Annotated in this window: 19 protein-coding genes and 1 pseudogene; 4 read left to right on the top strand and 16 right to left on the bottom strand. The window is 54.5% G+C overall.

Annotated features, from left to right (window positions below; all coding sequences use genetic code 11):
• Positions 1-490: 490 nt before the first annotated feature.
• A complete protein-coding gene (locus QOL82_RS05655) occupies positions 491-910 on the bottom strand; it encodes a glycosyltransferase family 2 protein (RefSeq protein ID WP_283441260.1) in 420 nt (139 codons plus the stop codon).
• A 21-nt stretch (positions 911-931) separates the two neighbouring features.
• Positions 932-1,330, bottom strand: a complete 399-nt coding sequence (locus QOL82_RS05650) for a glycosyltransferase family 2 protein (protein WP_283441259.1) — start codon at positions 1,328-1,330, stop codon at positions 932-934.
• Positions 1,331-1,547: 217 nt separating this feature from the next.
• Between QOL82_RS05650 and QOL82_RS05645 the strand changes: the two are divergent.
• Positions 1,548-1,748: pseudogene (locus tag QOL82_RS05645) on the top strand (IS630 family transposase); the annotation flags it as partial.
• A 462-nt stretch (positions 1,749-2,210) separates the two neighbouring features.
• On the opposite strand, the gene QOL82_RS05640 reads toward QOL82_RS05645, so the two are convergent.
• The 6 genes from QOL82_RS05640 to QOL82_RS05615 all read right to left on the bottom strand — a co-directional run bounded on the left by QOL82_RS05640 (position 2,211) and on the right by QOL82_RS05615 (position 9,378).
• Entirely contained in the window at positions 2,211-3,188 is a 978-nt protein-coding gene (locus QOL82_RS05640; protein WP_283441280.1) for a glycosyltransferase family 32 protein, read from the bottom strand.
• 219 nt (positions 3,189-3,407) lie between these two features.
• On the bottom strand, positions 3,408-4,430 hold the full coding sequence (locus QOL82_RS05635; RefSeq protein ID WP_283441258.1) for a glycosyltransferase family 2 protein: 1,023 nt from the start codon (positions 4,428-4,430) through the stop codon (positions 3,408-3,410).
• A 97-nt stretch (positions 4,431-4,527) separates the two neighbouring features.
• Positions 4,528-5,589 (bottom strand): acyltransferase family protein, encoded by a 1,062-nt coding sequence (locus tag QOL82_RS05630; RefSeq protein WP_283441257.1) that lies wholly within the window; start codon positions 5,587-5,589, stop codon positions 4,528-4,530.
• Positions 5,590-5,675: 86 nt separating this feature from the next.
• Positions 5,676-6,638: a glycosyltransferase family 2 protein gene (locus tag QOL82_RS05625; RefSeq protein WP_283441256.1), complete on the bottom strand. Its 963-nt coding sequence runs from the start codon at positions 6,636-6,638 to the stop codon at positions 5,676-5,678.
• Positions 6,639-7,790: 1,152 nt separating this feature from the next.
• Entirely contained in the window at positions 7,791-8,090 is a 300-nt protein-coding gene (locus tag QOL82_RS05620) for a protein kinase family protein (RefSeq protein WP_283441255.1), read from the bottom strand.
• A 568-nt stretch (positions 8,091-8,658) separates the two neighbouring features.
• Positions 8,659-9,378: a class I SAM-dependent methyltransferase gene (locus tag QOL82_RS05615; protein WP_283441254.1), complete on the bottom strand. Its 720-nt coding sequence runs from the start codon at positions 9,376-9,378 to the stop codon at positions 8,659-8,661.
• Between the two features lie 741 nt (positions 9,379-10,119).
• Here QOL82_RS05615 and QOL82_RS05610 point away from each other — a divergent pair.
• Complete coding sequence (locus QOL82_RS05610) at positions 10,120-11,388, top strand: Gfo/Idh/MocA family protein (RefSeq protein WP_283441253.1); 1,269 nt, start codon at positions 10,120-10,122, stop codon at positions 11,386-11,388.
• Positions 11,389-11,441: 53 nt separating this feature from the next.
• Here the strand turns inward: QOL82_RS05610 and QOL82_RS05605 are convergent, their stop codons facing one another.
• From QOL82_RS05605 to QOL82_RS05580, 6 genes are all read right to left on the bottom strand, one after another.
• Positions 11,442-13,673 carry an ATP-dependent DNA helicase gene (locus tag QOL82_RS05605; protein ID WP_283441252.1) on the bottom strand — a complete coding sequence of 744 codons (2,232 nt, stop codon included), beginning with the start codon at positions 13,671-13,673 and terminating at the stop codon, positions 11,442-11,444.
• A gap of 145 nt (positions 13,674-13,818) precedes the next feature.
• Positions 13,819-14,277 (bottom strand): single-stranded DNA-binding protein, encoded by a 459-nt coding sequence (locus QOL82_RS05600; RefSeq protein WP_283441251.1) that lies wholly within the window; start codon positions 14,275-14,277, stop codon positions 13,819-13,821.
• 29 nt (positions 14,278-14,306) lie between these two features.
• A complete protein-coding gene (locus QOL82_RS05595; RefSeq protein ID WP_283441250.1) occupies positions 14,307-14,813 on the bottom strand; it encodes a siphovirus Gp157 family protein in 507 nt (168 codons plus the stop codon).
• Positions 14,810-15,736, bottom strand: a complete 927-nt coding sequence (locus QOL82_RS05590) for an ATP-binding protein (RefSeq protein WP_283441249.1) — start codon at positions 15,734-15,736, stop codon at positions 14,810-14,812. The genes QOL82_RS05595 and QOL82_RS05590 overlap by 4 nt, the downstream gene beginning before the upstream one ends.
• A 13-nt stretch (positions 15,737-15,749) precedes the next feature.
• A complete protein-coding gene (locus tag QOL82_RS05585; RefSeq protein WP_283441248.1) occupies positions 15,750-15,881 on the bottom strand; it encodes a hypothetical protein in 132 nt (43 codons plus the stop codon).
• Between the two features lie 40 nt (positions 15,882-15,921).
• Entirely contained in the window at positions 15,922-16,566 is a 645-nt protein-coding gene (locus QOL82_RS05580; protein WP_283441247.1) for a hypothetical protein, read from the bottom strand.
• A gap of 1,308 nt (positions 16,567-17,874) precedes the next feature.
• Between QOL82_RS05580 and QOL82_RS05575 the strand changes: the two genes are divergently transcribed.
• Positions 17,875-18,546: a GtrA family protein gene (locus tag QOL82_RS05575; RefSeq protein ID WP_283441246.1), complete on the top strand. Its 672-nt coding sequence runs from the start codon at positions 17,875-17,877 to the stop codon at positions 18,544-18,546.
• A 5-nt stretch (positions 18,547-18,551) separates the two neighbouring features.
• Entirely contained in the window at positions 18,552-19,517 is a 966-nt protein-coding gene (locus QOL82_RS05570) for a glycosyltransferase family 2 protein (protein WP_283441245.1), read from the top strand.
• A gap of 144 nt (positions 19,518-19,661) precedes the next feature.
• Here QOL82_RS05570 and QOL82_RS05565 read toward each other — a convergent pair whose 3' ends face one another.
• Both QOL82_RS05565 and QOL82_RS05560 read right to left on the bottom strand, forming a co-directional pair.
• On the bottom strand, positions 19,662-21,218 hold the full coding sequence (locus QOL82_RS05565; RefSeq protein WP_283441244.1) for a hypothetical protein: 1,557 nt from the start codon (positions 21,216-21,218) through the stop codon (positions 19,662-19,664).
• Between the two features lie 115 nt (positions 21,219-21,333).
• A complete protein-coding gene (locus QOL82_RS05560; protein WP_283441243.1) occupies positions 21,334-22,878 on the bottom strand; it encodes an ArnT family glycosyltransferase in 1,545 nt (514 codons plus the stop codon).
• Between the last annotated feature and the right edge of the window lie 78 nt (positions 22,879-22,956).

Here is a 22,956-nt window from a genome sequence, read left to right as displayed (position 1 = left end):
GTCTGCGCCGCTGGACCCCGGTAATGACTTCCACTTGCTGATTTCTTCCCGAAGGCATAGGTCTATCCATAGCAGTATTCCTAGTCGTTAGTTTAAGGAATACCGGCGGTCCGGGGAATCATGGGGCTACTTCACGCTCGTAGACTCAGAGCTGGATTCGCTAACGGTAGCTTTTTTTAATACCGCTTTATTTTTTTCTTACGGCTGGCGCACGCAGGGCGCTTTCATTTTATGCAGTTGTTGTGCCACGGCGCGACCGGCGCCTTAAGAAATGGCCAAGCGCAGCGAGTCGAGTTTCTGGCGGTTCAGCTTAGCGGACGCGCTTGCTGCTACCCGTAGCTACCATGCGACTTTGCGCGTCATCGACGGTGGGCCAAAGCGCCCGCGGATAAAGTCTTCGATGGTTACTAACATGACGTCGCTCTGTTCGGGGGAGGCCACGGTCGCGCCGTCGGTTTGCTTCGAAAAACGCTTTATCGACAAGTCGTAACTACAACTTGCTTCGATAGGGCGCTGGAGTGTTTTTATAGTAGAACAGCATGTGATTGCGTTGCAGCAGATAAATCAGGTAGAGAGGGTACTCCTCATAGGTGTAACGGACTTCGTGGTAAACCGTGGCCGTGAATACACAGCGGCTGTACCAGCCTTGGCGCGCTAAGCGCGTGCCGATATCGTCATCATCGTAGTACGCAAATAGGCGGTCATCAAGGAGGCCGGTTTGCGCGAGTGCTTTGACGCGAAATAGGATGGCCGTGCCGTCGAGCCAGACCGAGTGAGGTGCCCTTTCTCGCACGCCCTGCGCTTCCTCAATCTCGACAACGCGGTTACTTGCAGAATCGACCCAGTTATGGGTGTTTACGCGACGTACGATCGAGGCACAATCATCGCTGTTTCGCAAAATCGGCGACACGGCCCCCGTCTTGTCATCGAGCTAAATTTCATTAACCAGTTTCAGCAGAGTGCCAGGCACAACCTCGGCATTATTGTTAATCAGCCAGATAAAGTCATAATTGTCCGCAATGGCGGAGGTAATTGCGAGGTTGTGACCGCCGGTAAAACTTAGGTTAACCGGAAGACATTGCAGTGTAACGAACGCCGACAGGCTCGCTTGGAGGGCAGCGCGATCCTCGCTGCGTGATCCATTATCAAGTACCCGCACCGAAACATCAGCAACGCTGCCGGTAATTGCCTGCTCATTTTGAATCGAGGACAGGCAATGCAAAGTCTTCGCCGCGCTGTTCCAGTTCAGAATGCTGACCAAGATTTTGGGCTTGGCTAAAAAGGATGTGGCGGCAGCGTTTCCTGCCGAAAAAGACTTCATGGCAGTCATCCAAGACGGAAAGATTTCCTGGTAGCATATCATTTTCCGTTGCCGGGGAGAATATATGTTGACGCTTGCGTAAGCTTCAACGCATACGTCAATAGAACGTCGACCACGCCTGTATTGTCCCGCCCTTGCTCCTAAACGCTCAGCGAATATAAGTGCCCGAAGGACATTTTGGTCTGCGTGGTAAAGTTCATTCAGTAATTCGTCGTAAAGTTTGAGACCGCGATATGCCCATAACTTTAATCCCGATGAATTGGTGTGGAGTCATGGAAAAGGAACTGGTGTAGCGCGCAACCCGCTCAAAGCTGGCGAGAGTATGCAGCAGCGCGTCGACAAGCAACTCGAAGCAATCAAGCAGAATCCGGCCTTAGTACGTACGTTCTTCAAGTATCCAAGAGTCACCTACATTTCTGACTTATGAGTAAATCGAATGTAGGAATAGTTATCCGCATAGACGAATAGGTTTACCGATAAATTTCCCAACTAAATTCGGAGCGCCGCATAAACTCCGCACCTAAAGTAGTGGGGTACGGACGGCATCCGGATTGAGACCGTGGATGAGGGGTGAATCTGGGTCTTTGTCGCCGTCGATCATTTCATCGTGGAGATCTTTTTGTGGAATATGCTGGCTGAATACAGCACAATTCGCCTCAGTAATGGTTGGGTCGAATATGATAATAATACGGCAAGGATTGATATATCGGACGAACGATTCGACGGCCACAAAATAAGACAGAACGTCTCTGCTCTGCAATATGGAGACGAATATGAACGGCGTCATCCCAAAAGAAATCGGAGCCGCTTTTAGTTTGCCTGCCAGGGCGTGAAGATAACGCGGCTCACGATAAATACACTGTCCATCCTTTTAAAGGAAAATTGTATTTTACTCACGTTCAAAGGGAAGTCGTATTTGACTTATTTTTTTAACTAAATGTATAAACATATTTTTCAGATAAAGCTCATGAATGCTATTGAGGATAAATGTAAAGAGTGCAAATACACGTTTTCCTCTACTAAGCTTTACGACTGAACTCGTCAGCGATGAATAATGTGACCTAAACGAAGTCTTGTGAACTTCATTAACGTTAACATCGGACTCATTGTTATATATGCTATATAAAAAACCTATTTCATTATGATGTTTTAAAAGTCGGTGAGAATGCAATTTAAGTAAAGGAGCGATAGCTGCGGTGTAGGCAACCGGCCCTGTAACCTTGATTACTCCTGTCTGGCCAGTGCCATGTAAACTAGGGTTATACTTATCGATATTTACCAAAACGCTTTGGATGACTGCTTTTAAAAACGGATGTCCTGGCGTCGCTGCGATGTGCCATTGTTGAAACTCTCCTCCTGGGACATGGGCCAAATCATAATGTGCTCCCCATTGCTTAAATTGCCCGCTATCACCCCACTGTGCTAAGATAAAACTGTCGTCTGATTTTAAAACTAAATCCAACGGGATATTCATCGATGCTTTGATATCGAGGTATATCCCCCCCAATTTGTAAATTAAAAGATAACGAAAGAGATCTGCACGGGCCGCACCATATTTATGATCTATTTGTTCGAAACTTTTAAGAACGTGAGGTTCATAGTGAACTTTTATAAAGTCTAAAACTTCATCATCATCATAAAGTTTATAAATCCAGTTAGGATTAAGTTTTTTGATCTTATCGATGTTTTCCTGCAACTCATTAGGCAAATTCTTTGTATAAAAAGTTTGATGAATTAGCCTAGGAATACAGCCAAGGCTAACGTCAATTGCTTTGATATTAATGATTTCGCCTGCATTAAGCTTCGGAAAAAATTTATTTTTTAGTTTGGAAAAAAAATTAATTTTTTTGTTTTCATTCCGATTCACCCATGACAAGTTTATATGCAAAGCTCTCTTTTATCGATTTTATATAGTTATGGTGCGATTTGCAGCAACAACCGTTGATGCCAATTTTAATAAAATATTAGACGAATCCGGCTGGCGACAATAATAATTCTTCGCAAAAAATTATGGAGTTACTCACTGTTAAGTGCTTTTCAACAAGAGTAATCCATTCAGTTCTTAGCGAAAAATCTGTTAAAAAAATTATGGTTCTAAAACTGGCGCACCAAGCTGACTTGCAACTCGGCTTATTCGATTAGATAAATCGATTGGCATTCGCCCAAATCCTCGAGTAAAGTAATGAAAGATTCCATAACGACTGGCAATAGCATATGGGGAATCGGAACATATCCACTTTACTAAATCCCCTATGCCTTTAACTTTGCTGCTATTTTCATCTTTCAACACGGTATTGCTTATAGCCCAGTAAAAGCCCTTAAGCAGTGCCAGCTTTTCTTTTATCGATCCTTTATTTTTTTCGATAAGCAATAAACTATTTCGCAAAGTGTAGTAAGTTTTTCCCGGCGTCGTTTTGCCGCCGAACGCTTTTGACTCTTTATGAAACATCTTTACGAATGGCGCGCAAACAGAGACATATCCCTTCCTACATGCGCGTCTGTAAAAATCGGTTTCCTCCAGTTGTAAAAATAGTCGTTCGTCGAACAGACCTACTTTTTCGAAGATTTCCCGATGCACCGCTAAACACGCTCCATATGCGTACTTCATTAGCATATACTTATTCCATTCCTCTACGTCGTCGAGCTTTCGTCCAGTACTATCAAAACCTTCCCTAAGCTGTGCTATTTCGGGGTCATCCCAGTAATAAATCGATGGATGTACCAAAGCAGGAGGCAAAGTGTTCAGAATATTAACCCAGGATTGAACTTGACCCTCCGGAAAAACAGTATCGTTGTTTAACAAACAGATCCACTTATAACCTCTCTCAAGTGCAAGTTTTATCCCTACATTATTTCCACCGGCCCACCCTAAATTTGAAGAAAGGGTAATCAGTTCTATATCATTGAATCGGGTTCTTAATATAGAGTCGACGGGCGGCGTAGAATTGTTATCAATAACAATCACGTCGGTATTACCCTCCCTACAGGCATAAAGACTATCAAGACAAGCAGCGGTGTCCTCGCAACCGTTATAGCTGAGGACGATAAATACAGTATCGCTACTACGCGACGGTTTAGACTTGTTCAAAGATTTCAGTTGATCCATCATGTACTCCCTCCTGAGGCATTTTATTTATTGAATAAATTACTGGCTGCCAGAGATGCACGCCGAGCAAAATTTATAGTTAACGTCGAGAATGGCACAACTACCTCTTCTGCCATTGTGGTCGGGATTGCAGTGTTTTTAATATTCGCTTGCGGAAATCTGTCCGCAGACGCTCACAAAATGGCGAAAGAATGAAAACGATTGTTAGAGTGCCAACTATCACTAAAAAACGACGATATATGTCTGCCGGGTTTTGAGGTCCGATATAACTGAAAAATTGGATGAGAGGTCTGTGAAAAAGATACAACGCAAACGTGGTGGACGCGATTTTCTGAATTGCTGAGCAAATGGGCTGTTTGATTGGGACGCCAAATCTTGATAAACCATAAGCGCCGATTAAATTAAGATAAAATGCAAATGCATCAACATATCTTCCCAAAATAGGCTCTCCCAAGATCTGGAACCCTGAGGTGTCAATGGCTCTTATTAGCGGAGAGACCGCAAGGAGAACGAGTCCTAAAACGAAATAAACAGAGCTTGCCACGGCAGATAAGGTGATGCGCTTTGATTTTAGGTAGGCTAAATAGCCTAGTAGCCAAAGAGGGAAAAGGACAGCAATTAATGGTCCGGCGATTATGAATAAGAAAGACACTACAAGCCAACGGGACCACGATTTTGAATAAAAAATAAACGCAAATGCGAGATAGTAAAACGCTTCAAAGCTAAGTGACCAGAAAGGTGCATTTATACCAGGCACTAATTTAAGGTGCCATACTTCGTGCAGCATAAAAAAAGATGCAACGTAGCGGAGAACGGGGCGGTCTCCGCCATACCATGGTTGGTCTAAATACAATTCGGGTGCTACTCGTACACCCACCGAGTCGATCATGAAGGTTATGATTAACGCTGGAATAGCAACTGACCAAATTCGTGAGACTCGACTGGCGCAGTAATCCTGCCAGGTGGCTTCTTTCGTATCAGTGACATAGGCAATTACAAACCCGGATAAAACGAAAAAAACCACTACGCATGTGTCCGCATATGCGCCCACCTGCCAAAGAAAGCCACCTGTCCAATTTATGCCCGCTGCATGCCCAATGAAGACAATTAACGCTGCCGAGAATCTAACGAAATCAAGGTAAAGTGAGAATTTAATCGGCATAACTACAGTTATTGAAATACTAGGATTTGGATCATAAATTCGAGGCTGATTTTTTTCTCAAAAATTTATTTCGTGCAGTTGATTGACTAAGGCAGTTCACGGGATGGAGTTTTTGCGTGGATAATATTGATTAACTTGATAAAAACCACTTTGGTCTTAAACTTTATGCCCAGAGGATATTCAGAGATGCCATTTAAGATTGCATTTGCATATTCATATTGTTTGGTGCTAAACGCTAGTTCGAAAGCTTGGACCATCCGAATATTTATTTCTAAAATAATCTCTGTACGGTACTTCTCAGCGAATTTATGAAAGCTAAGTGCATGTTTTAATACCGCGACTTCACCGACTAATTGTCTTATCTTGTTCCCTGAATCATTTCCAGAATGCCTGCGAATGCGAACTAGAGGTGTCATGCACACAGATACTTTTCCAGTTTCTATCGCGCGTAGTGTGTATTCCCAGTCCTCGGAGCCGATGCCGTTCATCTTCGGGTCGTATCCGCCAATAGACTGGTAAAAACTTTTTCTAATAGTGACGCCCGAAGAAAACAGCGGCTGATATTGAACTGTCTTTACGTAAAGGTCAGGAATGTCGCTGCAAAATTCATCGGTTCGCGAGGCCCCTTTGAAAAACGACAGAGGAGCGCCTGAAAATTTGTCTTGGCTTGTAAATGTTTCGTCAAATGTCACAAAATTGCTATAAATGCTGTCACACTCCTGATGTTCGGCCAGCCAACCGCTTATGATTTCTACAAAATTGGATTCCAGCAGATCGTCCGAATCACACAAGGCGACATAGGGGGTCGAAGCCGCAGCTACACCTTTATTCCGCGCGGCTTGAACGCCGATTTTTTCCGATGCGATTACTTTAATCCGACTTCCAAACTGCGCGAGCTCTGACAACGTACTGTCAGTTGAGGCGTCGTCTACGACGATTATTTCGGAGAACGTTAAGGTTTGATTCAACGCGCTGTTGATTGTCTCGAGGATTAGTTGTGCGCGATTGTAGGAAGGTATGACTAGGGTCATTGCGACATCAGGTTTCATTAGCGGGACCCCTAAACAAATATAGGCGCAATGATACCTGATAGAAACTTTACTGGGTGCAATAATGTTTTAAATTCGTAAATCTTTTGGCGGGTATGTCGCAGAGCTAAGCTATGCTCGAAGTTGTGAGTGCAATTTACTCATTGGTAAGCAGGTACGCTGGCAATCATGTTTGGCCCGACTGCGCATCATCGTCTGCGGCCTAGGGCATCCGCCGGACACGATGCCTGAGCTTTGTAAATACATGTTGCAACGCTTGCATAGTATTGCTTCGCGGAATTCGACAACTGAGTCGCTTTATTTTTTGTTGGTACTTTTGTTGGTACGTTTTATTAAGTAATCGTTGGTGTCCAACACCGAAGGGGGCTAAAGAGCTTATTGGGTTCGGGTCTTGCCGGGTTACCTGCAGGATTTGGCTCATACGAGACGGATGCCGACAGTCTGTCCGGCATGGCGGCTTATCGGGTAGCTATGCGCATAATCTGTTTCGCCCCGTGCTGCATTTCAGTCGCCTCCAATCTCAATGCTCTTGGTGGGGTGCAATCACTAAACTCACCAATCATTAGCTGTGATTCACGCTGTTATTCAAGCGGCTACGTGGTGCAGATCGAATGCGAATTTATTGAGACACAGACATTTGAAATTGGTGAAGAATGCTGAATCCTCCATTTTCAGAGTCTTCTATGATTGCTCTCACGCTGAAGACTGCGAGTGGTCGCGCGAACATTGCCGACTTTACCCATGGCGCCTAGGCGCTTCAAGCTGCGACGCGGGTTAGAGATACTGCCATCCTGCAACCTCTAAGCTTCAAGCCACGGGCGCACATTCAGCAGGCAGACGGGCTGCTCTATGTCGGCCGGATCGTAGACTGCTGGCTAGAAGAATGTCTCGGCGAAGAATTGTGTTTGATGGGCTGAACATCTTACAGCAGGAAAGTCCGGTTTCCTTATAGCCGCGCTTGTAATCTGCTATGCCCTCAGTAGCGGATTTACCGACTCCGTCTCGGGCGGCATCCACTGGACGTCATCGCCCAGTTCGCCAAACAAATAGTGCAGCGCGGGTATTCGCCGGTAAAGTCGTATGGGGCGAGGTACGTAAGAAGCCGAATAGCCACTAGTGGGAGTCACAACTTGGGCGAGAGGTTTGCAAGGTTCAAATGCCTTGCACATCTCCGCAATTAGATTCCCCTATCCGCCGCCAAGTCGCTCGTTGCCGTGACACCCTATCTGGATATAAATTTCGCCAAAGATTATGTTGCGCAAACGAAATGCATGTTAATATTTCCGGGGGGAACTTAAGGAGATAATAATTATGAATTCGTGTGCAGCTTGCAACAACATCAGGGCTGGAAAAATCGGTATTTCCGGCCATGGCATGCTTCAGTTCGTCGGACAGCGTCGGACGGGTTTCATCATAAAACGGGTTGTAGCCGTTGAGGAATACGTTTGCCATGACTGCGGAACCTGGTGGGAACGCAATAGTCCTGCCAATGCCGGGTCAGTTGCTTGGAATTTTGTCCGGCAGACGAATCACAATGCCCATGCCTCGGCATAAGGGAAACTTTTAATAATCCCGCCAGCCTCTGACCTGGATTCACGGTAAATCTGGGTCAGAGTAGAGCGTCGAAATAAGTAGGGCGGCGATTACATCTAATCACCACTTCTATCAAGAGAGTCTGGATTATTCAAGAACAGAAAGTAACAGAAGACGCGGCCGGACTGATAAATCGGCTTGGCGAATAAAATACGAGGCGAAGCTTAGGCCTTGACCTTCAATAGCGGCTTTCGCCTTCAACAGCATCAGCGTGGGCTATAGAGGGCATTCAGCCCAGCAAGCCTAATCCGTCTTGGCTGTCGGGCTTGCCTCTTTATTTCTTTAGCTTAATCAGTGGCGTCACTACGCAGTAAAGCTGATTCTTTCTGCATTGAAGGTTTTTCTTTATACGCGAACGCCGGAAAAGATAAGCGATTGCTAAACGCAGTAGGGCGCAACCCAGAATGACAGTTTCATGCGTGGAAGCTCAGTGTTTCTGCTTCTCTGCCAAGCAGAATACTGTCAAGCCTGCTACACGATTGAACTTCATAAAGGGAAGTTCCAAGCTGCAAACGGATTTCAAGAGGGTATTCACAATCGGTTTGTGGCTGGTCAGTTGTGAGCGGGCCGGACCTCCTTTGGTTTTCGCTTTCTGTGCCAGACGCAAAGTCGCCGCAATCGGAAAAACCATACCGAAGTAATACGCACTATGCCTGATCGCCAGGTCTGCGTTTTTCACGACCTCCTCGAGATGGCTTAATGAATACCGACGTTTGTGTTCAAGAAAGTCATCATGCTCGCTCCAAAGAAAGTTGAACGCCGGGACAGTAATCAGAAATCGACTTCCAACTGGCACCTTGGCGACATAGTCTTTCAACAAGGCGAGATCGTCATCTACATGTTCGAGAACATCCATTAGCAACACCAAGTCTGCATCGATTTCACCGACCGCGCGGCGATAGTGAATGGATTTTTCTTCCTCGTTTTTATCTGAATCGGCCTTATAACTTATATCAACGCACCAGGCCTCTCGAGCATCTGTATTTGCAAGCAAGTAACGTGAAAAAAATCCTGATCCCGCGCCGACGTCAAGTATCCTGTTTGTCGTATCCCGTTGCAGGAAGCGGGTCATCGCCTGCGCCTTTGAGTTGTAATACCAATGGTCGTCAATATTCGTATCGAGGTTGTCGATTTCTTTCAGGTCCATTAGCTTTTCCTGACGCTTAAAAATACAAAATGTTTTGGATGAAACTGACGTTTTGTTCGTGTGAGCGATCAATGCAAAATTGAAATAATGACACTAACACGGATTGATTCTAGCGCTATTGAAGATGACAGTGCAATCTTTGTCGACTTATTGCCTAAGCAATTCAATTTGCAAACGAAAGCTGCAATATTTTTTACTTTGTGTAAAGAACGGCGTCAGAGAGGACAGAACCAGTTTGGTTGGAGAAATGAGTCTTAAAAAATTTCTAATTGCAAACTGTCTTCCAGGAATTTGAGACATGGTGAAGCCGCTATTTGGCCATGGAAGCCATTTCATGCGTTAGCTTTTCAAATAAAGAGGCAGTTCTCCTTTGCTCGGTGCCTGGCGAGGTGGAGACATATAGTTTGTGCAGTCGATTGAATCAGTCGCTTAGCTCCGGGAAGAGAACACTTCCTGCGAACAGTCCGCTTTTGTCAGCCCTGGCCGGTCTGGCTTGTACAGAGCTTGGCCCTACGAGCGCCGCGCCCAAAAAGACGAATGGAATGTCTCTACGCAAAATACTTCCGCTGCATGTCCATCCAGTCCTCTTACGAACCGTTCACGCAGCAAACATAAGACGCACGCTTTCCTTGTTGATGCGCAATGATGGACACGGGTCATGGCCTGAACTGGCAAGGCGAGCGCGAGGTCACATAATTAACCAAGCCAGACCGCCAGCCACTTATTCCAGGACCCCGACACATGCACCCAACCCTCAACGCGCAACCCGCCGACGACGGCAACCCGTCACGCCGCAGTTTCCTCAAGTACGCAAGCGGCATAGCCGCCGCGCTGGCACAGGCACAGGCCCAGGGGCAGCAGGCATCCGCCGACAAGGTTGAATTCCCGCCTGACCATGCCGACACCGAGGCGCCCGAGAAGATGCCGGAGCCGGGCCTGCCGCCCAATGAGCGTGTCGGCTACGCAGTGGTTGGGCTGGGCCGACTGACGGTCGGCCGCCTGCTGCCGGCGCTGGCAAAGTCCAGGTACTCCCGGCTTGCTGCGCTGGTCAGCGGCGACCGCGCCAAGGCGCTGAAGCTGGCGCGGCAGCATGGCCTGGGCGACCAGGCTGTCTACAGCTACCAGGACTTCGACCGCATTGCCGACAACCCCGACGTGCAGGTCGTCTACATCGTCCTGCCCAACAGCATGCATGCCGAGTTCACGATCCGCGCCGCCCGTGCCGGCAAGCACGTGCTTTGTGAAAAGCCGATGGCCAACAGCGTTGCCGAATGCCAGCAGATGATAGATGCGTGCCGCCAGGCGAAGAAGAAGCTGATGATTGCCTACCGCTGCCAGTACGAGCCGCTGGACCGGGCGCTGCTGAAGATGGCTCGCGAGCAGAAACTGGGGGAGCTGAAGGAATTCATTTCGGCCAATTCCCAGAACATGGGCGACCCCAGGCAGTGGCGCCTGAAGAAGGCGCTGGCCGGCGGCGGGCCGCTGCCGGACGTGGGCATCTACTGCATCAACGCGGCGCGCTTCCTGTCGCGCGAGGAGCCGATCGAAGTGCTCGGCAGCGTGCGCAACAATCCGTCCGACCCGCGCTTTCGGGAGGTCGAGGAAAGCGTGCAGTTCACGTTACGCTTTCCATCCGGCTTCACGGCGACCTGCAGCAGCGGCTATAACAGCCACAAGTCGCAGTTCCTGCGGCTGCAGGGCACGCTGGGCTGGGCCGAAATCGACCCGGGCTATGCGTATGAAGGCAACCGTTTGCGCTACGGCATCCTGGACGGCGGCCGCGAGGTCATCCATGAGCCGTCAATTTCGCCGTCGGACCAGTTCATGCTGGAGATCGATCACATGTCCCAATGCGTGAAGGCGGACCGCCAGCCGCATACGCCGGGTGAAGAAGGCCTGCAGGACCAGCGCATCATCGAGGCGATCTACGCGTCGGCCGCAAGCGGGCGGGTGGTGAAGCTGTCTGCGCCGGGAAACACGCGCGGGCCGGAGCCGGAGCCGGCTTCCTGAACGACGGCGTCGAGGCGACTGGCTGAAGGCGCGCTGCCCCGGCGGCGTTTCCGTCAGCGGACGCCGGCCCGATGCATCCGCCGCATCGCGCCGACCGTCCGTTCCACCAGCAGCGCATTGCGCTTGGGCGCAGGCCGCATGCAGATCGCCCGGATCGCGCCCGGGTCGCCCAGCACCGTGAGGCTGTCCCGCGCACGTGAAAACGCGGTGTACAGCATGCCGCGATGGACGAAGGCGGGCGAGCCGCCGGTGCAGATGACGATCACTTCCTGGTACTCGGAGCCTTGCGCCGCATGCACGGTCATTGCGTAGGCCAGCCCAAGGCTCTCCATCGCGCCGCCCGGAAACCGTATGCGGCGGCCGTCGTCCAGCGACAGTTCGAGGTGCAGCACGTTCATGCCTGAATCGTCAACGATGCAGCCGGCCAGCGTGCCGGTGTCGCCGTTGACCACCTGCTCGCTGCCTTCGTCGTCCAGCGCGAGATTCTTGCGGATGATGATCCGGTCGCCCAGCCGCAGCATGTTGCCGGGCACGCGCTTGCCGTCGGGGTTGAGTTCGCGCCGCAGCGCCTCGTTCATGAACGTGGTGTTCCAGCCCGGCGCATGGATATCGCCCTTGCGCCGCGGCATCAGCAGCGCGACGCGGTCCTGGCCGCAGCGCCTCACCGCATCGAGATAGGTGTGCACGACCCGGCTCAGCCCGACATCGTCCGGCGGCGGCAGCGAGCGCGAAAAGCGCACGCCGGGCCGGTCGCGGCAATCGACGTCGCCGCGCCGGCACTGCTGCACCAGCTCGCGGATGCCGCCGTCGTTGCGGTGGCCCTGGTGCAGCCGGTGATGGTCGCCGGGCAGCTTCAAAACGCTGGCCAGCACGTCGCCGGGCCCGACCGACGACAGCTGCCCGGTGTCGCCCAGCAGGATCAGGTGGCAGCCCGGCGGCAGCGCATCGAGCAATGCGCGCGCCAGCGCCAGGTCCAGCATCGACGACTCGTCGACCACCACGATGTCCGCGTCCAGCGGGTTGTCCGGGTCATGCCGGTAGCCTTCGTCCTTGACGCCGAGCAGGCTGTGAATGGTGACGGCGCTGCGTCCGTAGCGCCGCACGCGGGAAGACAGCACCTTGGCTGCCTTGCCGGTCGGCGCGCAGAAGAGGATGTTGCGGTCGCGGGCCACGTGGGCCAGCATTTCCATCATCGCGGTCTTGCCGCAGCCCGGGCCGGCCGTCAGCGTATGCACCAGGTGGGAAGAGGCAAGCATGCGCAGCAGCGCCAGGCGCTGGCCGCCGTCGAGCCTGAATCCGTCGCCCATGCCGCGCTCCGCGGCCGCGATCTCCGCCTCCAGCCCGGCCGCGTCCAGCGGCGATATCGGCGCGGCGATCTGCAGCGCGCGCCGGGCCAGGTGCAAGGCCAGCGCCTGTTCGCAGTGGAACAGGTGGCGCGGATAATGGCAGCCGTCCCTGACGACCACCGGCTCTTCCTGCGCAAGCGCGGCGGCCAGCGCGGCCTGCGGCGGCGCTTCCGGGTCGCAGGCGGCGATGCGTTCAGCCAGCTCTTCGGCACTCAGAAAACTGTGGCCATTGCGCTCGCAGCCATCGCGCAGCGCATGCGTGGCCAGCGCCGCCAGCCGCGCATTGTGAAAACGCGGGAAGCCGACGCAGGTCAGCGCGATCCGGTCGGCGACCGGGAAGCTGTAGCCGTCAACCTGCTGGATCGGCGCATACGGATTCCCGGCAAGCACCGCCCACGCCTTGCGCACGGGGTCCGGCGCCGCAGTGGAGGAGGGCAGCAGCCACTCCGCCAGCCGGCGCAGCACCGCATGCCGGATGCCGGTGGCGCCGACGCGGCCGGAGAGATCGCGGCAGACCAGCGAAGCGGTGTCCAGGCCATCGGCCGCGGCAATGCGGCGCCTGGTAACGACAGAGAAATCCAGCCCCTGCGGGTTCTCGATCAGCAGGTCGCGCAATGCATGCAGCCGGTCGTCGTAATGGGCGACGAGCTTGCGCGCAGTCGCTTCGCCGCAGCCGCGGAAGTTGGCTTTCAGGTGCGCAACCAGCGCGTCGGCGGAGCAGGGCAGGTCGACCGCGGCGGCGTTGACCATGATCTGTTTGCCGTATTGCGGGTGCTCGACGATACGACCTTCGACGCGGTAGCGGTTGCCGGCGGAGAGTCCGGCCAGCGCCTCGCCGACGCAGGCCAGCCGCTTGCCGTCATCGAGACGCAAGCTGCCGCGTCCCCAGTTGTCGTTGTAGACGGAGAGCGATGACAGGATGCCGGTAGCCTGGTCCATGAATGCCGGAAGCGAAGTAGAAAAGGAAGTGAAAAACCGGGTAGAAAAAAAGCCGCCCGTTCATGCCGAAGCGGGCGGCCGTGCTGCAATGCTGCACTACCTGGGCGTGCAATGTCTGCACGCAGGCAGGGCGCCTGGAACGCGCTTAGAACGGAATCGCGTCGTCTTCCAGTTCAAGCTCGGCCAGCTGCGGCCCGGCCGACTTGCGGGTCGTCGTCCGCGGCGCTGCCGCATCCGACTTCCTGTCGTCGTCGGCATAGTCGCTGGCCGGGCGTCCGCCCAGCAGGCGCAGGTCATCGGCGATGATCTCGACCACATAGCGTTCGACATCGTCCTTGCCGGTGTACTTGCGGGTCTGCAGTCGGCCTTCGACATAGGCCAGCGAGCCCTTCTTCAGGTACAGCGCGGCGATCTCCGCCAGCTTCCGGTAGAGCACGACGCGATGCCATTCGGTCGCTTCCCTCTTTTCGCCGGTAGCCTTGTCTTTCCAGGTCTCGGTCGTCGCCAGCGTGAACTGCGCGACCGTGTCGCCGGCAGCGGTGGACCGGGTTTCCGGGTCGCGACCGAGATAGCCAATCAGGGTGACTTTGTTCAGGGTGCTCATGGTGCTCTCCTCGTTTTGCAGGGTCGTGCTTAATGAATTTCGAGCCGCAGGCGTTGTTCCGCGTGGGCTCCCGGCACCGGCGTGCCCGCTTTCAATGCCGCCGCAATGGCTTTCTTGTCCGGCGCCGGCGGCGGCGCCTGCGGCTGCAGCAGATACTGCGGCGGCAGGTCCTGCTCGCGGTCGATGACGACCGCGGGCGGGTTCTTGCGCAGCGCCATCGAGAACAGGGCGGTGGTGACCTTGTCCCTTCTTGCGGTCTGCATCAGGTCCTGTATCAGCTTGCGGCCGCGCTCGGAAGCGCGCGAAAGCGCCGCATGCCGCGTTTCCAGGCCGGCGATGGTCTGCTCGACGCCGCGCGCGGCGGTCTCGACATTGCGGACCATCTTGGCCAGGTTTTCCAGGCGCTCGTCGAGCGGACCGGAAAGGCTGTCGAGCGTATCGGCGATCAGCTGCGGATCGTCATGCTGCTCGGCCAGCATTTCCGCCAGCCGCCGGTACTGCGCGGCCAGCTCGAAGGCTTCGAAGACCGGGTTCATGCTGCGATGTCGTAGGGCTGTTCTTCGTTCTGCGCTTCCAGCCACGCCTTGCGCTCGTTCTTCAGCGACGTCAGCTCGGCCAGCGTCTGCGTGTCGGACAGCGCGGTCGCGACCCGGTAAGCCGAAGAGAATGCCTTGAACAGGTCATCCAGCGTGTCGGCGCTGGAAATCGCCTGCAGCATGCCGGTCTTTTCCTCGTCGGCGACGGTGCGCTTGACCGGTGCGTCGACACCCGCGTCGAGCCAGGTCAGCAGCTTGCGGCCGGTGTCGAGTTCCGGCTTGAAGATCGAGCCGTCGAACAGCCGCGTACGGTCCTTGCCGGCGAAGGCCATGTGATGCAGGTCTAGTTCCAGGAAGGTCGTGAACTCGTACTCGATGCCGTCGCGCATGATGGGCGCCAGGCCGATCTTGCGCACGGTCTGGCGGCCGGTGCGCTCATCCTTCTCCTGCACGTACTCGGTCTTCGCGCGCATCGTCGCAATGATGTGGCAGCGGCTCTGCAGCAGCGCCTCCACCAGCGCATTGTGCTCGGGCGTCACCTGCCGCCACGCCTGCCAGCTGTTGCCGGACTTGTCGGCAATCTTGCCCTGGCGGTCGAGCGAGCCGCCTTCGCCGCTCCATGCATGGGTCAGGCTGTCGACGATGATGGTCTGCACGCCGGCGTCTTCCAGCGCATGGATCGCCTCGATATAGCGGGCAGGCGTGAACGGCGGCGCCAGCTGCAGCACGTCGTAGCCGTCCGGCAGCAGGTCGGCGTACAGGTCGCCGCTGCCATGCTCGGTATCGATCATGCCGATGCGTCCACCCAGTCCGCCGGCGATCAGCAGTGCGGAGTAGGTCTTGCCGCTGCCGGCAGGGCCGGACATGCCCAGGCGCAGCTTGGCACGGCGTTTCGTAGCGCGGTGAATTTCAAATCCAGCCATGATGACTTTTCCTTTAGGTTTGGGTTTCTTCAAACTGCATGCGACGGCCGACCTGCTCGGGATACGGCATGCCGTCCTGGTCCATCTCACCCGGCGTGCATAGGCAGCCGGATGCCTGCCCGGTCTGGCGGGTTGAACCCTTCATGGTGGCGGGCTGCCGGGCCGTCCCGATCCACCTCTGCGTTTCAGTGCAGCTTCCTGACCTTGACCGGCGCATCGTTGGCAGCCAGCGCTGGCAGATCGCCCGGCGGCAGCAGCGCGCTGGCCTGCGTCATGCTCAGGCGACCCTTGCGGACCGCATCCAGTACCACCGCCTCGCGGCCCCGCACGTCGCTGCCCAGCGAAGGCATCCAGCGTACCGGCTCGCGCCGGATGCGGGCCTGCTGCACCGCCTTTGCATAGCTTTCGCCGAATGCGGTGCGGGCAGCCGCGATCTCACCGGCTTCCAGCAGCGGCGACGCCACTCCCCATGCATGGGCGATTTCTTCGGTCCAGACCGTGGACGTCATCTCGTCCATCGGCAGCATGTGCCAGGCCTCCTCGGCGTCCGGGCGCCCATCGGCAATGCGCACGATGATGTCGACCACCTTCAGCCGGCCGTGCACCTCGATACGGCAGCGCGCCAGCGCGCCCAGGATGGCGGTCTCGTCGAAGTCCGCCAGGTCTCCGGCGAGGATGCGGGCCGCGGCCGGCGACAGCAGCTGCCCGCAGATCTCGGAGGTCAGCAAAATAGCCTCCACCAGCGCGCCGGGCGCGGTTTCCGCGTGCGCCGCGACGTCGAAGGTTTCCGGATTGACTGCTTGCGGATAGCGAATTCTCAATTTTTTCATGGCACTCAGGCTAAACCTTCCTCAGATGACCGGGCCAGGCCCGACAACGCTCGTGCGCGCACAAAGCGCCTAAAATAGTTGCGAAACAAAAATGAAAATCCGGGTTGCTGCATTAACGCCAAGGCTATTGCGGTAACCGTCCCGGCAGGTCGGCCGCAGGCCCTACAGTCCAGATTAAGAAAACAGGCGGTAACAGGCACAACGCGCGCGACGGCTACGCCTCCTGGCATGGATGTGGTCAGACATTAAGCCTGGAACATCCAGCTCATGCTTAATCCGCAAATGCTGAAGACACCTGTGCCGCGACGGCAATGTCGTCGCGACGAGTCTTCAGGAAGGTTAATGGGATGCCGGCCTGCGGCGACTGCTACGGTTATTGCGGTGCTGCCGATACTGCAATGTTAAGTTCTGTGCTGTTCGGTGTTCGCTGTTCGTTAGTGCTGTATAAAAACACAGTGCTATGGTACCCAAAATAACAGCATGATGCAACACTTATTTGGTGATTTTTTAAGCAGTTTAACGGATGAGCAAACCGCCGGCGTTCTCTCAGCAACAACGTCTAAATCTTTGTTTCTAAATAAGAACTTTTGCGTACCAGATCAAGCCGTCATGGTTTTGAGATGGGGGTAAATCCGTACTTTTTCAAGCGATTATTCCACCTTTAATTCATAAAAAAATGGACGGATGACACCCGGTTTTTCAGTTGCCTGCTCACCCGAATCAGGACCGGGCCGGCCCTGGCTGGACAGCTCCGGACAGCAGGCCGGTTTAATGGAAAAGCATTTCCGGATGTAACAAAAGTAAGCAAGTTGCATGCAGCGGCGCTAGGGGGCGCGCGTTTTGTATATTTGCCGGCATGGTGCGCCAGCTCAGGCGCTAAGGCAGCCGGTCCGACCAGAGAACGTAACCATCCCTTCGTCCTCTGACGGCTGTGAAGATCGGGTTAGCGCCGATCGCCGCTTCCACCCCGCTGCTGTACAGGCGGGGATTTTTTTGCGTCCCTGCAGCGCTGATCTATCGCCTACTGCACTTGACTATGCCGGTCGGCTCCCGCCTGGTGCATTTAGGCAGGCCGGGCGCTCATGTGGGCGGCGCAGACCTCATACCGTTTCCGGACGGCCGAGGTCCAGTGATATCGAAAGCGACCCTTGCTGTGAACACGCTTGGCTGCCTGGCGCTGTGGCACCATTGCACCCAATGTCTCCACACCCTGTTTGCTGGGCGGGGGAAGCAGAAAGCATTTGACCGTGCAACCCAGCCTACTTCCCTATAAATATTTGCAATTTTGCAAAACAATTCAAGCCTGTATTGGCTACACTTCATCAACTTAACCCAACGCATCATTTCTCGGATATCGAATTTGTTCCTGAAGAAAAATCATCACCGCAACCGGCCATCGATCTTTATCCCCGGTCGGCCAGCAGGTTCGTCGCCAGGCGTATATGCCTTTTTGATTCCCGCCAGTCACCTCAGGTCGCAGTGCGTTCGGCCGATGCGACGCGCGCCGCGGCGCACGACAGGCTTCATGCCAGCGTTCGGGGCGACAACCACGGTGGAACGGCCATGAGCGCGCCCCTACCCGTGGGGACAGGCAGCAACCTCACGGCACGCAGCTTCGTCAGTTTCATACTGGTCGGCGGCTTCGCCACGGGCGTGCAATATGCAGTGATGAGCCTGCTGATTTGGCTTGCCGGGTATCCGCTCGTGCTTGCGTCCGGCATCGGTTTCGCTGTCAGCGCGGCGGCCAATTACCTGCTGAATGCGCGCCTGACTTTCCGCAGCAAGGGCAGCCATGCGAGCACGCTGCCACGCTTCATTGTCACCGCTGTGCTAGGGCTTGCCCTTAACTCGCTCCTGCTTGCTTTCCTGGCCTCGTTCGGAATGCATCCTGCTGCGGCGCAGCTCCTTACTACACTGGGTGTATTGCTATGGAACTACACGATAAACGCATTATGGACATTCAGAAATCCGACGCGTTAAGGCGCATGCCTGTCCTTAGCCTGGTGCTGCCCTGCTATAACGAGCAGGAGGTGCTGCCGGAAACCACGAGGCAGCTCGAGGCGCTCCTTGCACGGCTGCAGGCGAGCGGGGAGATCGCGGAAGGCAGCGCAATTTATTACGTGGACGATGGCAGTCGCGATGCAACCTGGGACATGATCTCCAGCTATTCGGAGCAATCGGACAAGGTCTGCGGCATCAAGCTCAGCCGCAATCGCGGGCACCAGAACGCGCTGCTCTGCGGCCTGCTGACTGCGCCGGGCGACATCCTGATCAGCCTCGACGCCGACCTGCAGGACGACCTCGAGGCGATACCCAGGATGGTGGCGGAGTACCGCAAGGGCAGCGAGATCGTCTTTGCCGTGCGCCGCCGCCGGAACAAGGATACGTTCTTCAAGCGTGTCAGCGCCGAGAGCTATTACAAGTTCCTTGCATTCATGGGCGTGCAGATCGTCTACAACCACGCGGACTTCCGCCTGATGAGCCGGCGCGCGGTCGAGAGCTTACGGTCCTACGATGAAACGCACCTGTTCCTGCGCGGCCTGATTCCCCAGCTTGGCTACAAGTCGTCGACCGTTGAGTTCGACCGGGCAGAGCGTTTCGCCGGGGAGTCGAAATACCCGCTGACCAAGATGCTGTCGCTGGCCTGGCAGGGGGTGACCTCGTTTTCCGCTTATCCGCTCAGGTTGATCACAGGCGTGGGCATGGCGATATCGATCCTGAGCCTGGCAATGGCTTTCTGGGCCATCGTGACCAAGCTCTTCACCAACCAGGCGCTGCCGGGCTGGGCCTCCACGGTGATCCCGATGTATTTCCTGGGCGGTGTCCAGCTGCTAAGCCTCGGCATCATCGGGGAGTACGTTGCAAAGATCTTCGAGTCGTCGAAGAACCGGCCGCGTTTCCATGTCGAGTCGCTCTGCGGCAAGGGGTTTTCGGAGGATGGAAGCCGCTGATCCGGTCATTTGGAAACACCACATCCCATTGCAAAACGGGCCGGCGGCCGAGTAATCGGCGCCAGCCTCGCGTCTTTTTTCCACTAGCGGATTGCCAGGAACGCTGGCTACTGCCCCCCAGCGTTCGTCTTCACTTTCAACTGATTACGGATTGGCCTTTGCCGACGGATCAGGCATTGCCTTGGGCTTCTGGCCAGTAATGCGGTACAGGGCCACATTGCTGCGCTCCGAAACCAGTTCGAGTTGCCGCGGGCGTTCCGGGACAAAGTACTTCGGGTTGACCATCAGGAAATAATCGAACTCATCGAGAGGCACTTTCGGGAATGGATCGATCTTTCCCAATTGGTTGTCGTAGACACGATAGGTTTGTGAAGGTGAAATGGCAAAGGTGTCGCTTGGCGGATTCTTTACCCGCAATACCTGCTGGCCCGACTCAGCGAACAGCGAATTGATGTACACGTTTTTCTTGATCACTGCCATATTGCCAATGTGGTCGAGAGGCGGAATATTCAGCGAGGGAGTAATTTCACCGCCAACCACCACCGCGACCCGGCTTCCTTCCTTCAGGCTATCCATCGTCGCCAGGATAGGCGCATAGACTGCATTCGTCTTTCCCCACTGGACGCCGATAACGCCCATGCGGACAATGAATAACAAGATCAGCGCACCGACGATACGCGCGGCAAGGCGAACATTTTCCATCCGGACTTCCAGGGATGCGCACAGCACCAGCGCTACCATGACGAGCAAACGCCGGTCTGCGCCATATGAAGAGAAGAGCACCGATGGAAGCACGAGATAGAGAATGAAGAGAACTGCCAGCGACAGCTTCATGTCCGGATGGATATGGACACGCTTCCGATAAATTCCTGCCGCCAGCAGCGCACCGACAAACACGAAGCAGGCTACGTCGAATGTCGGCACATAGTTATTAAAGATGTCCAGCAATCCCAGGATCTTGTTCTGCCATCCTCCGAAGCGCGTATCCGCTGCCCGTTCGGCGGTGCGGCTGAGAGCGAAGAACATGATGACAGGAATCAGGAACTGGACCGCTGGCAGCATCAGGCGGGCCACGTCGAAACGGCCGGTTTTACGATGCTCACGCCAGGCAATCGATATTTCGTAGCAGCCGACCAGGATTGCATAGCTCGCGAATGCATGCAGGTGCGCCACCAGCAAAATGACCGAGAGAACGGAAAACAGCAAAACCCGCGTAATCGCATTCATTCGATCGCGGAAATAGACATGCGCCGCAAAAAGCCACAGTGCAAGACCGACCGAAAACAGATAATTCAAAAAGCCCCAGATAAACTGCCGGTTATACAAAAGCAGAAAGGCTGCGAAGGGCACCAGTGTGAACCGGCCATAAAGTACACGATGCAGCACGATAGCGCCGCTGACCATCAACAGCAGCGTCAGCGCAGTAAACAACAACGTTGCCGCTTCGGCGGACATGAATGAAATGAGGGGTGGGACCAGCACGTCCATTGCCAGATTGGGCACGAAGCCCCAATCGAGCGCATAGTATCGCGCCAGATCGGCTGACTTATCGAGATTGGCAAGGATGTGCATCCGCGCCATGTGATTCGGATAATCCGCCAGCGGCAGTGGCGAGCAAAGCGCGAATGGCAGCAGTGTTACCACCAGTAATGCCAGGAAAATGAAGGCATAACTTCTGCCGCTTAATTTAGAGAAACTCAAAATACGCTCCGGACAATGATTAAATTTAGTAATGCGATGTTCTGTTTGGCTTATATGGACAAGCCGTCAGTTGCGGCACTCAGGCCGCAGGCGGAATTGCAACTGACGCGTGGAATCAGCGAATGGTGTAAACAGTCAGCGTCTTTTCATCCGGCCTGGTTGCGCCACTTAACTGGACCGTTTTTACCACTTTGAAATAGTTGCCTGAATCGAGAAGCTGCTGGAAAGTTTGCATGGTTCCCTGGTCTTTCAGGTAATCATTCTGCGCGACGATCGTCGTGATATTTTCCCGTTTGAACAGGGCAAGCAAATCTTCGGCGCTCAAATTCTGGTCCTTGATGCCGAATTGCCGGTGGATCGATATTTCCACCAGCAGCTTGTCGGCGCGGCGTACGCCAATATCCGGCCGGTGCCCGGTGGTCCGCATGTCGTAGATAAAGCTTCCATCCCGATGCGCCGATATCAGCACGTTTCCTTTGGGAGGCGTGTTTGCCTGCACCACGTCGACCGCTTCCTGAAACCCGGAGACGACTGGCACCTTGACTGCAAAGACTGCCTGATAGGCCAGCCAGAGCGCCAGCGCAGCCAGGACAGGACGGGTTATCCGCGGCGAGAGCCTGGTCAGTGAAATTGCAGCAAACAGAAACAGGAAAGGGACGCTCGGGAGATTGAAGCGCGGTTCCTTGTTGGAAACCAAGGTAAAGAATATCCAGGACGACAGGCAAAACATGCCGAGAACAACAGCGGTAGCCGGGAGCCGCTTTGTAACCGCCATCCACAGCGCCGCCGCCAGGCCGCACAAGGTGACTGCCAGCGCCGGCCAACCCATCTGCTCAGGAAGACAGGATGCGTACCAGACCCAGTTCGCGATGGAAGCAATTGACGGCATGCCTTGCATCTGTACGACCTGCGACTGGTTGATCTTGCTGAAATAGACGAACATCGCGATCGACGGCAGCGACAATATAACCAGCGGCACCAGTGAAATCAGGCGGGTCTTGAACGAGGCGAGCCGGGAATAGGCTGGATGAAGCAGGAAAAACAGGAGGGCAGGCGCGACGCTGAGCGCCTGTACCCGGGTCAGTACCGCCAGGCCCAGGAGGATCGTTGTTGCGTACAGCCACTTGGTCTGTCCATTCTCCAGGAAACGGCTCAACGCCAGCGCGGTGGCAAGGAGCATCGTGATCGCGGGAATATCGAGTTGCACCTGGCGTGCCCAGAGCGCCATTTCGGGCAGCGTGATGACGCAGGCCGCTATGGCTGCGGCGGACAGCCTGTCCATATGCCTGACGCAAATAAAATAGGCAAGCGTCATCCCGCCCAGCGCATATAAGGTGACCACCGCCTGTGAGACCGCATGGTTCGCGCCGAAAACCGCGAGGAAAGGCGCCGAGGTCAGATAGAACAGCGGAGGATAGAAGCCGATATTGACTGCCGGGTACTTGCGATAGTATTCGGAAGCGAACTTGACCGGATTGAACAATCCGCCATCCAGCAGGAAATCACGAATGAAAACGCCGTTGAACGCATGGCGGGAGGCGTCGTACCACCAGAAGTCGCCACTTGTGGGCGAGGTCATGAAGAGCGTAATTGCCAATGCAGTTAAAACGGCGATTGCCATGCCATTGCCCATCAGGGCTTTCCGGGATTTCTCTTGCATCAACAGCCTTCAAATAAATCATTACATCGTAGAAATCGCCAGGATCACTACACAGGAATCCAGCTCGCCTCCGTTTAG

This window comes from Noviherbaspirillum suwonense, assembly GCF_900182955.1.
GTDB lineage: Bacteria > Pseudomonadota > Gammaproteobacteria > Burkholderiales > Burkholderiaceae_D > Noviherbaspirillum_A > Noviherbaspirillum_A suwonense.
Note: the sequence above shows the minus strand (reverse complement) of the source record. Positions and strands in the feature narration are given on the sequence as shown.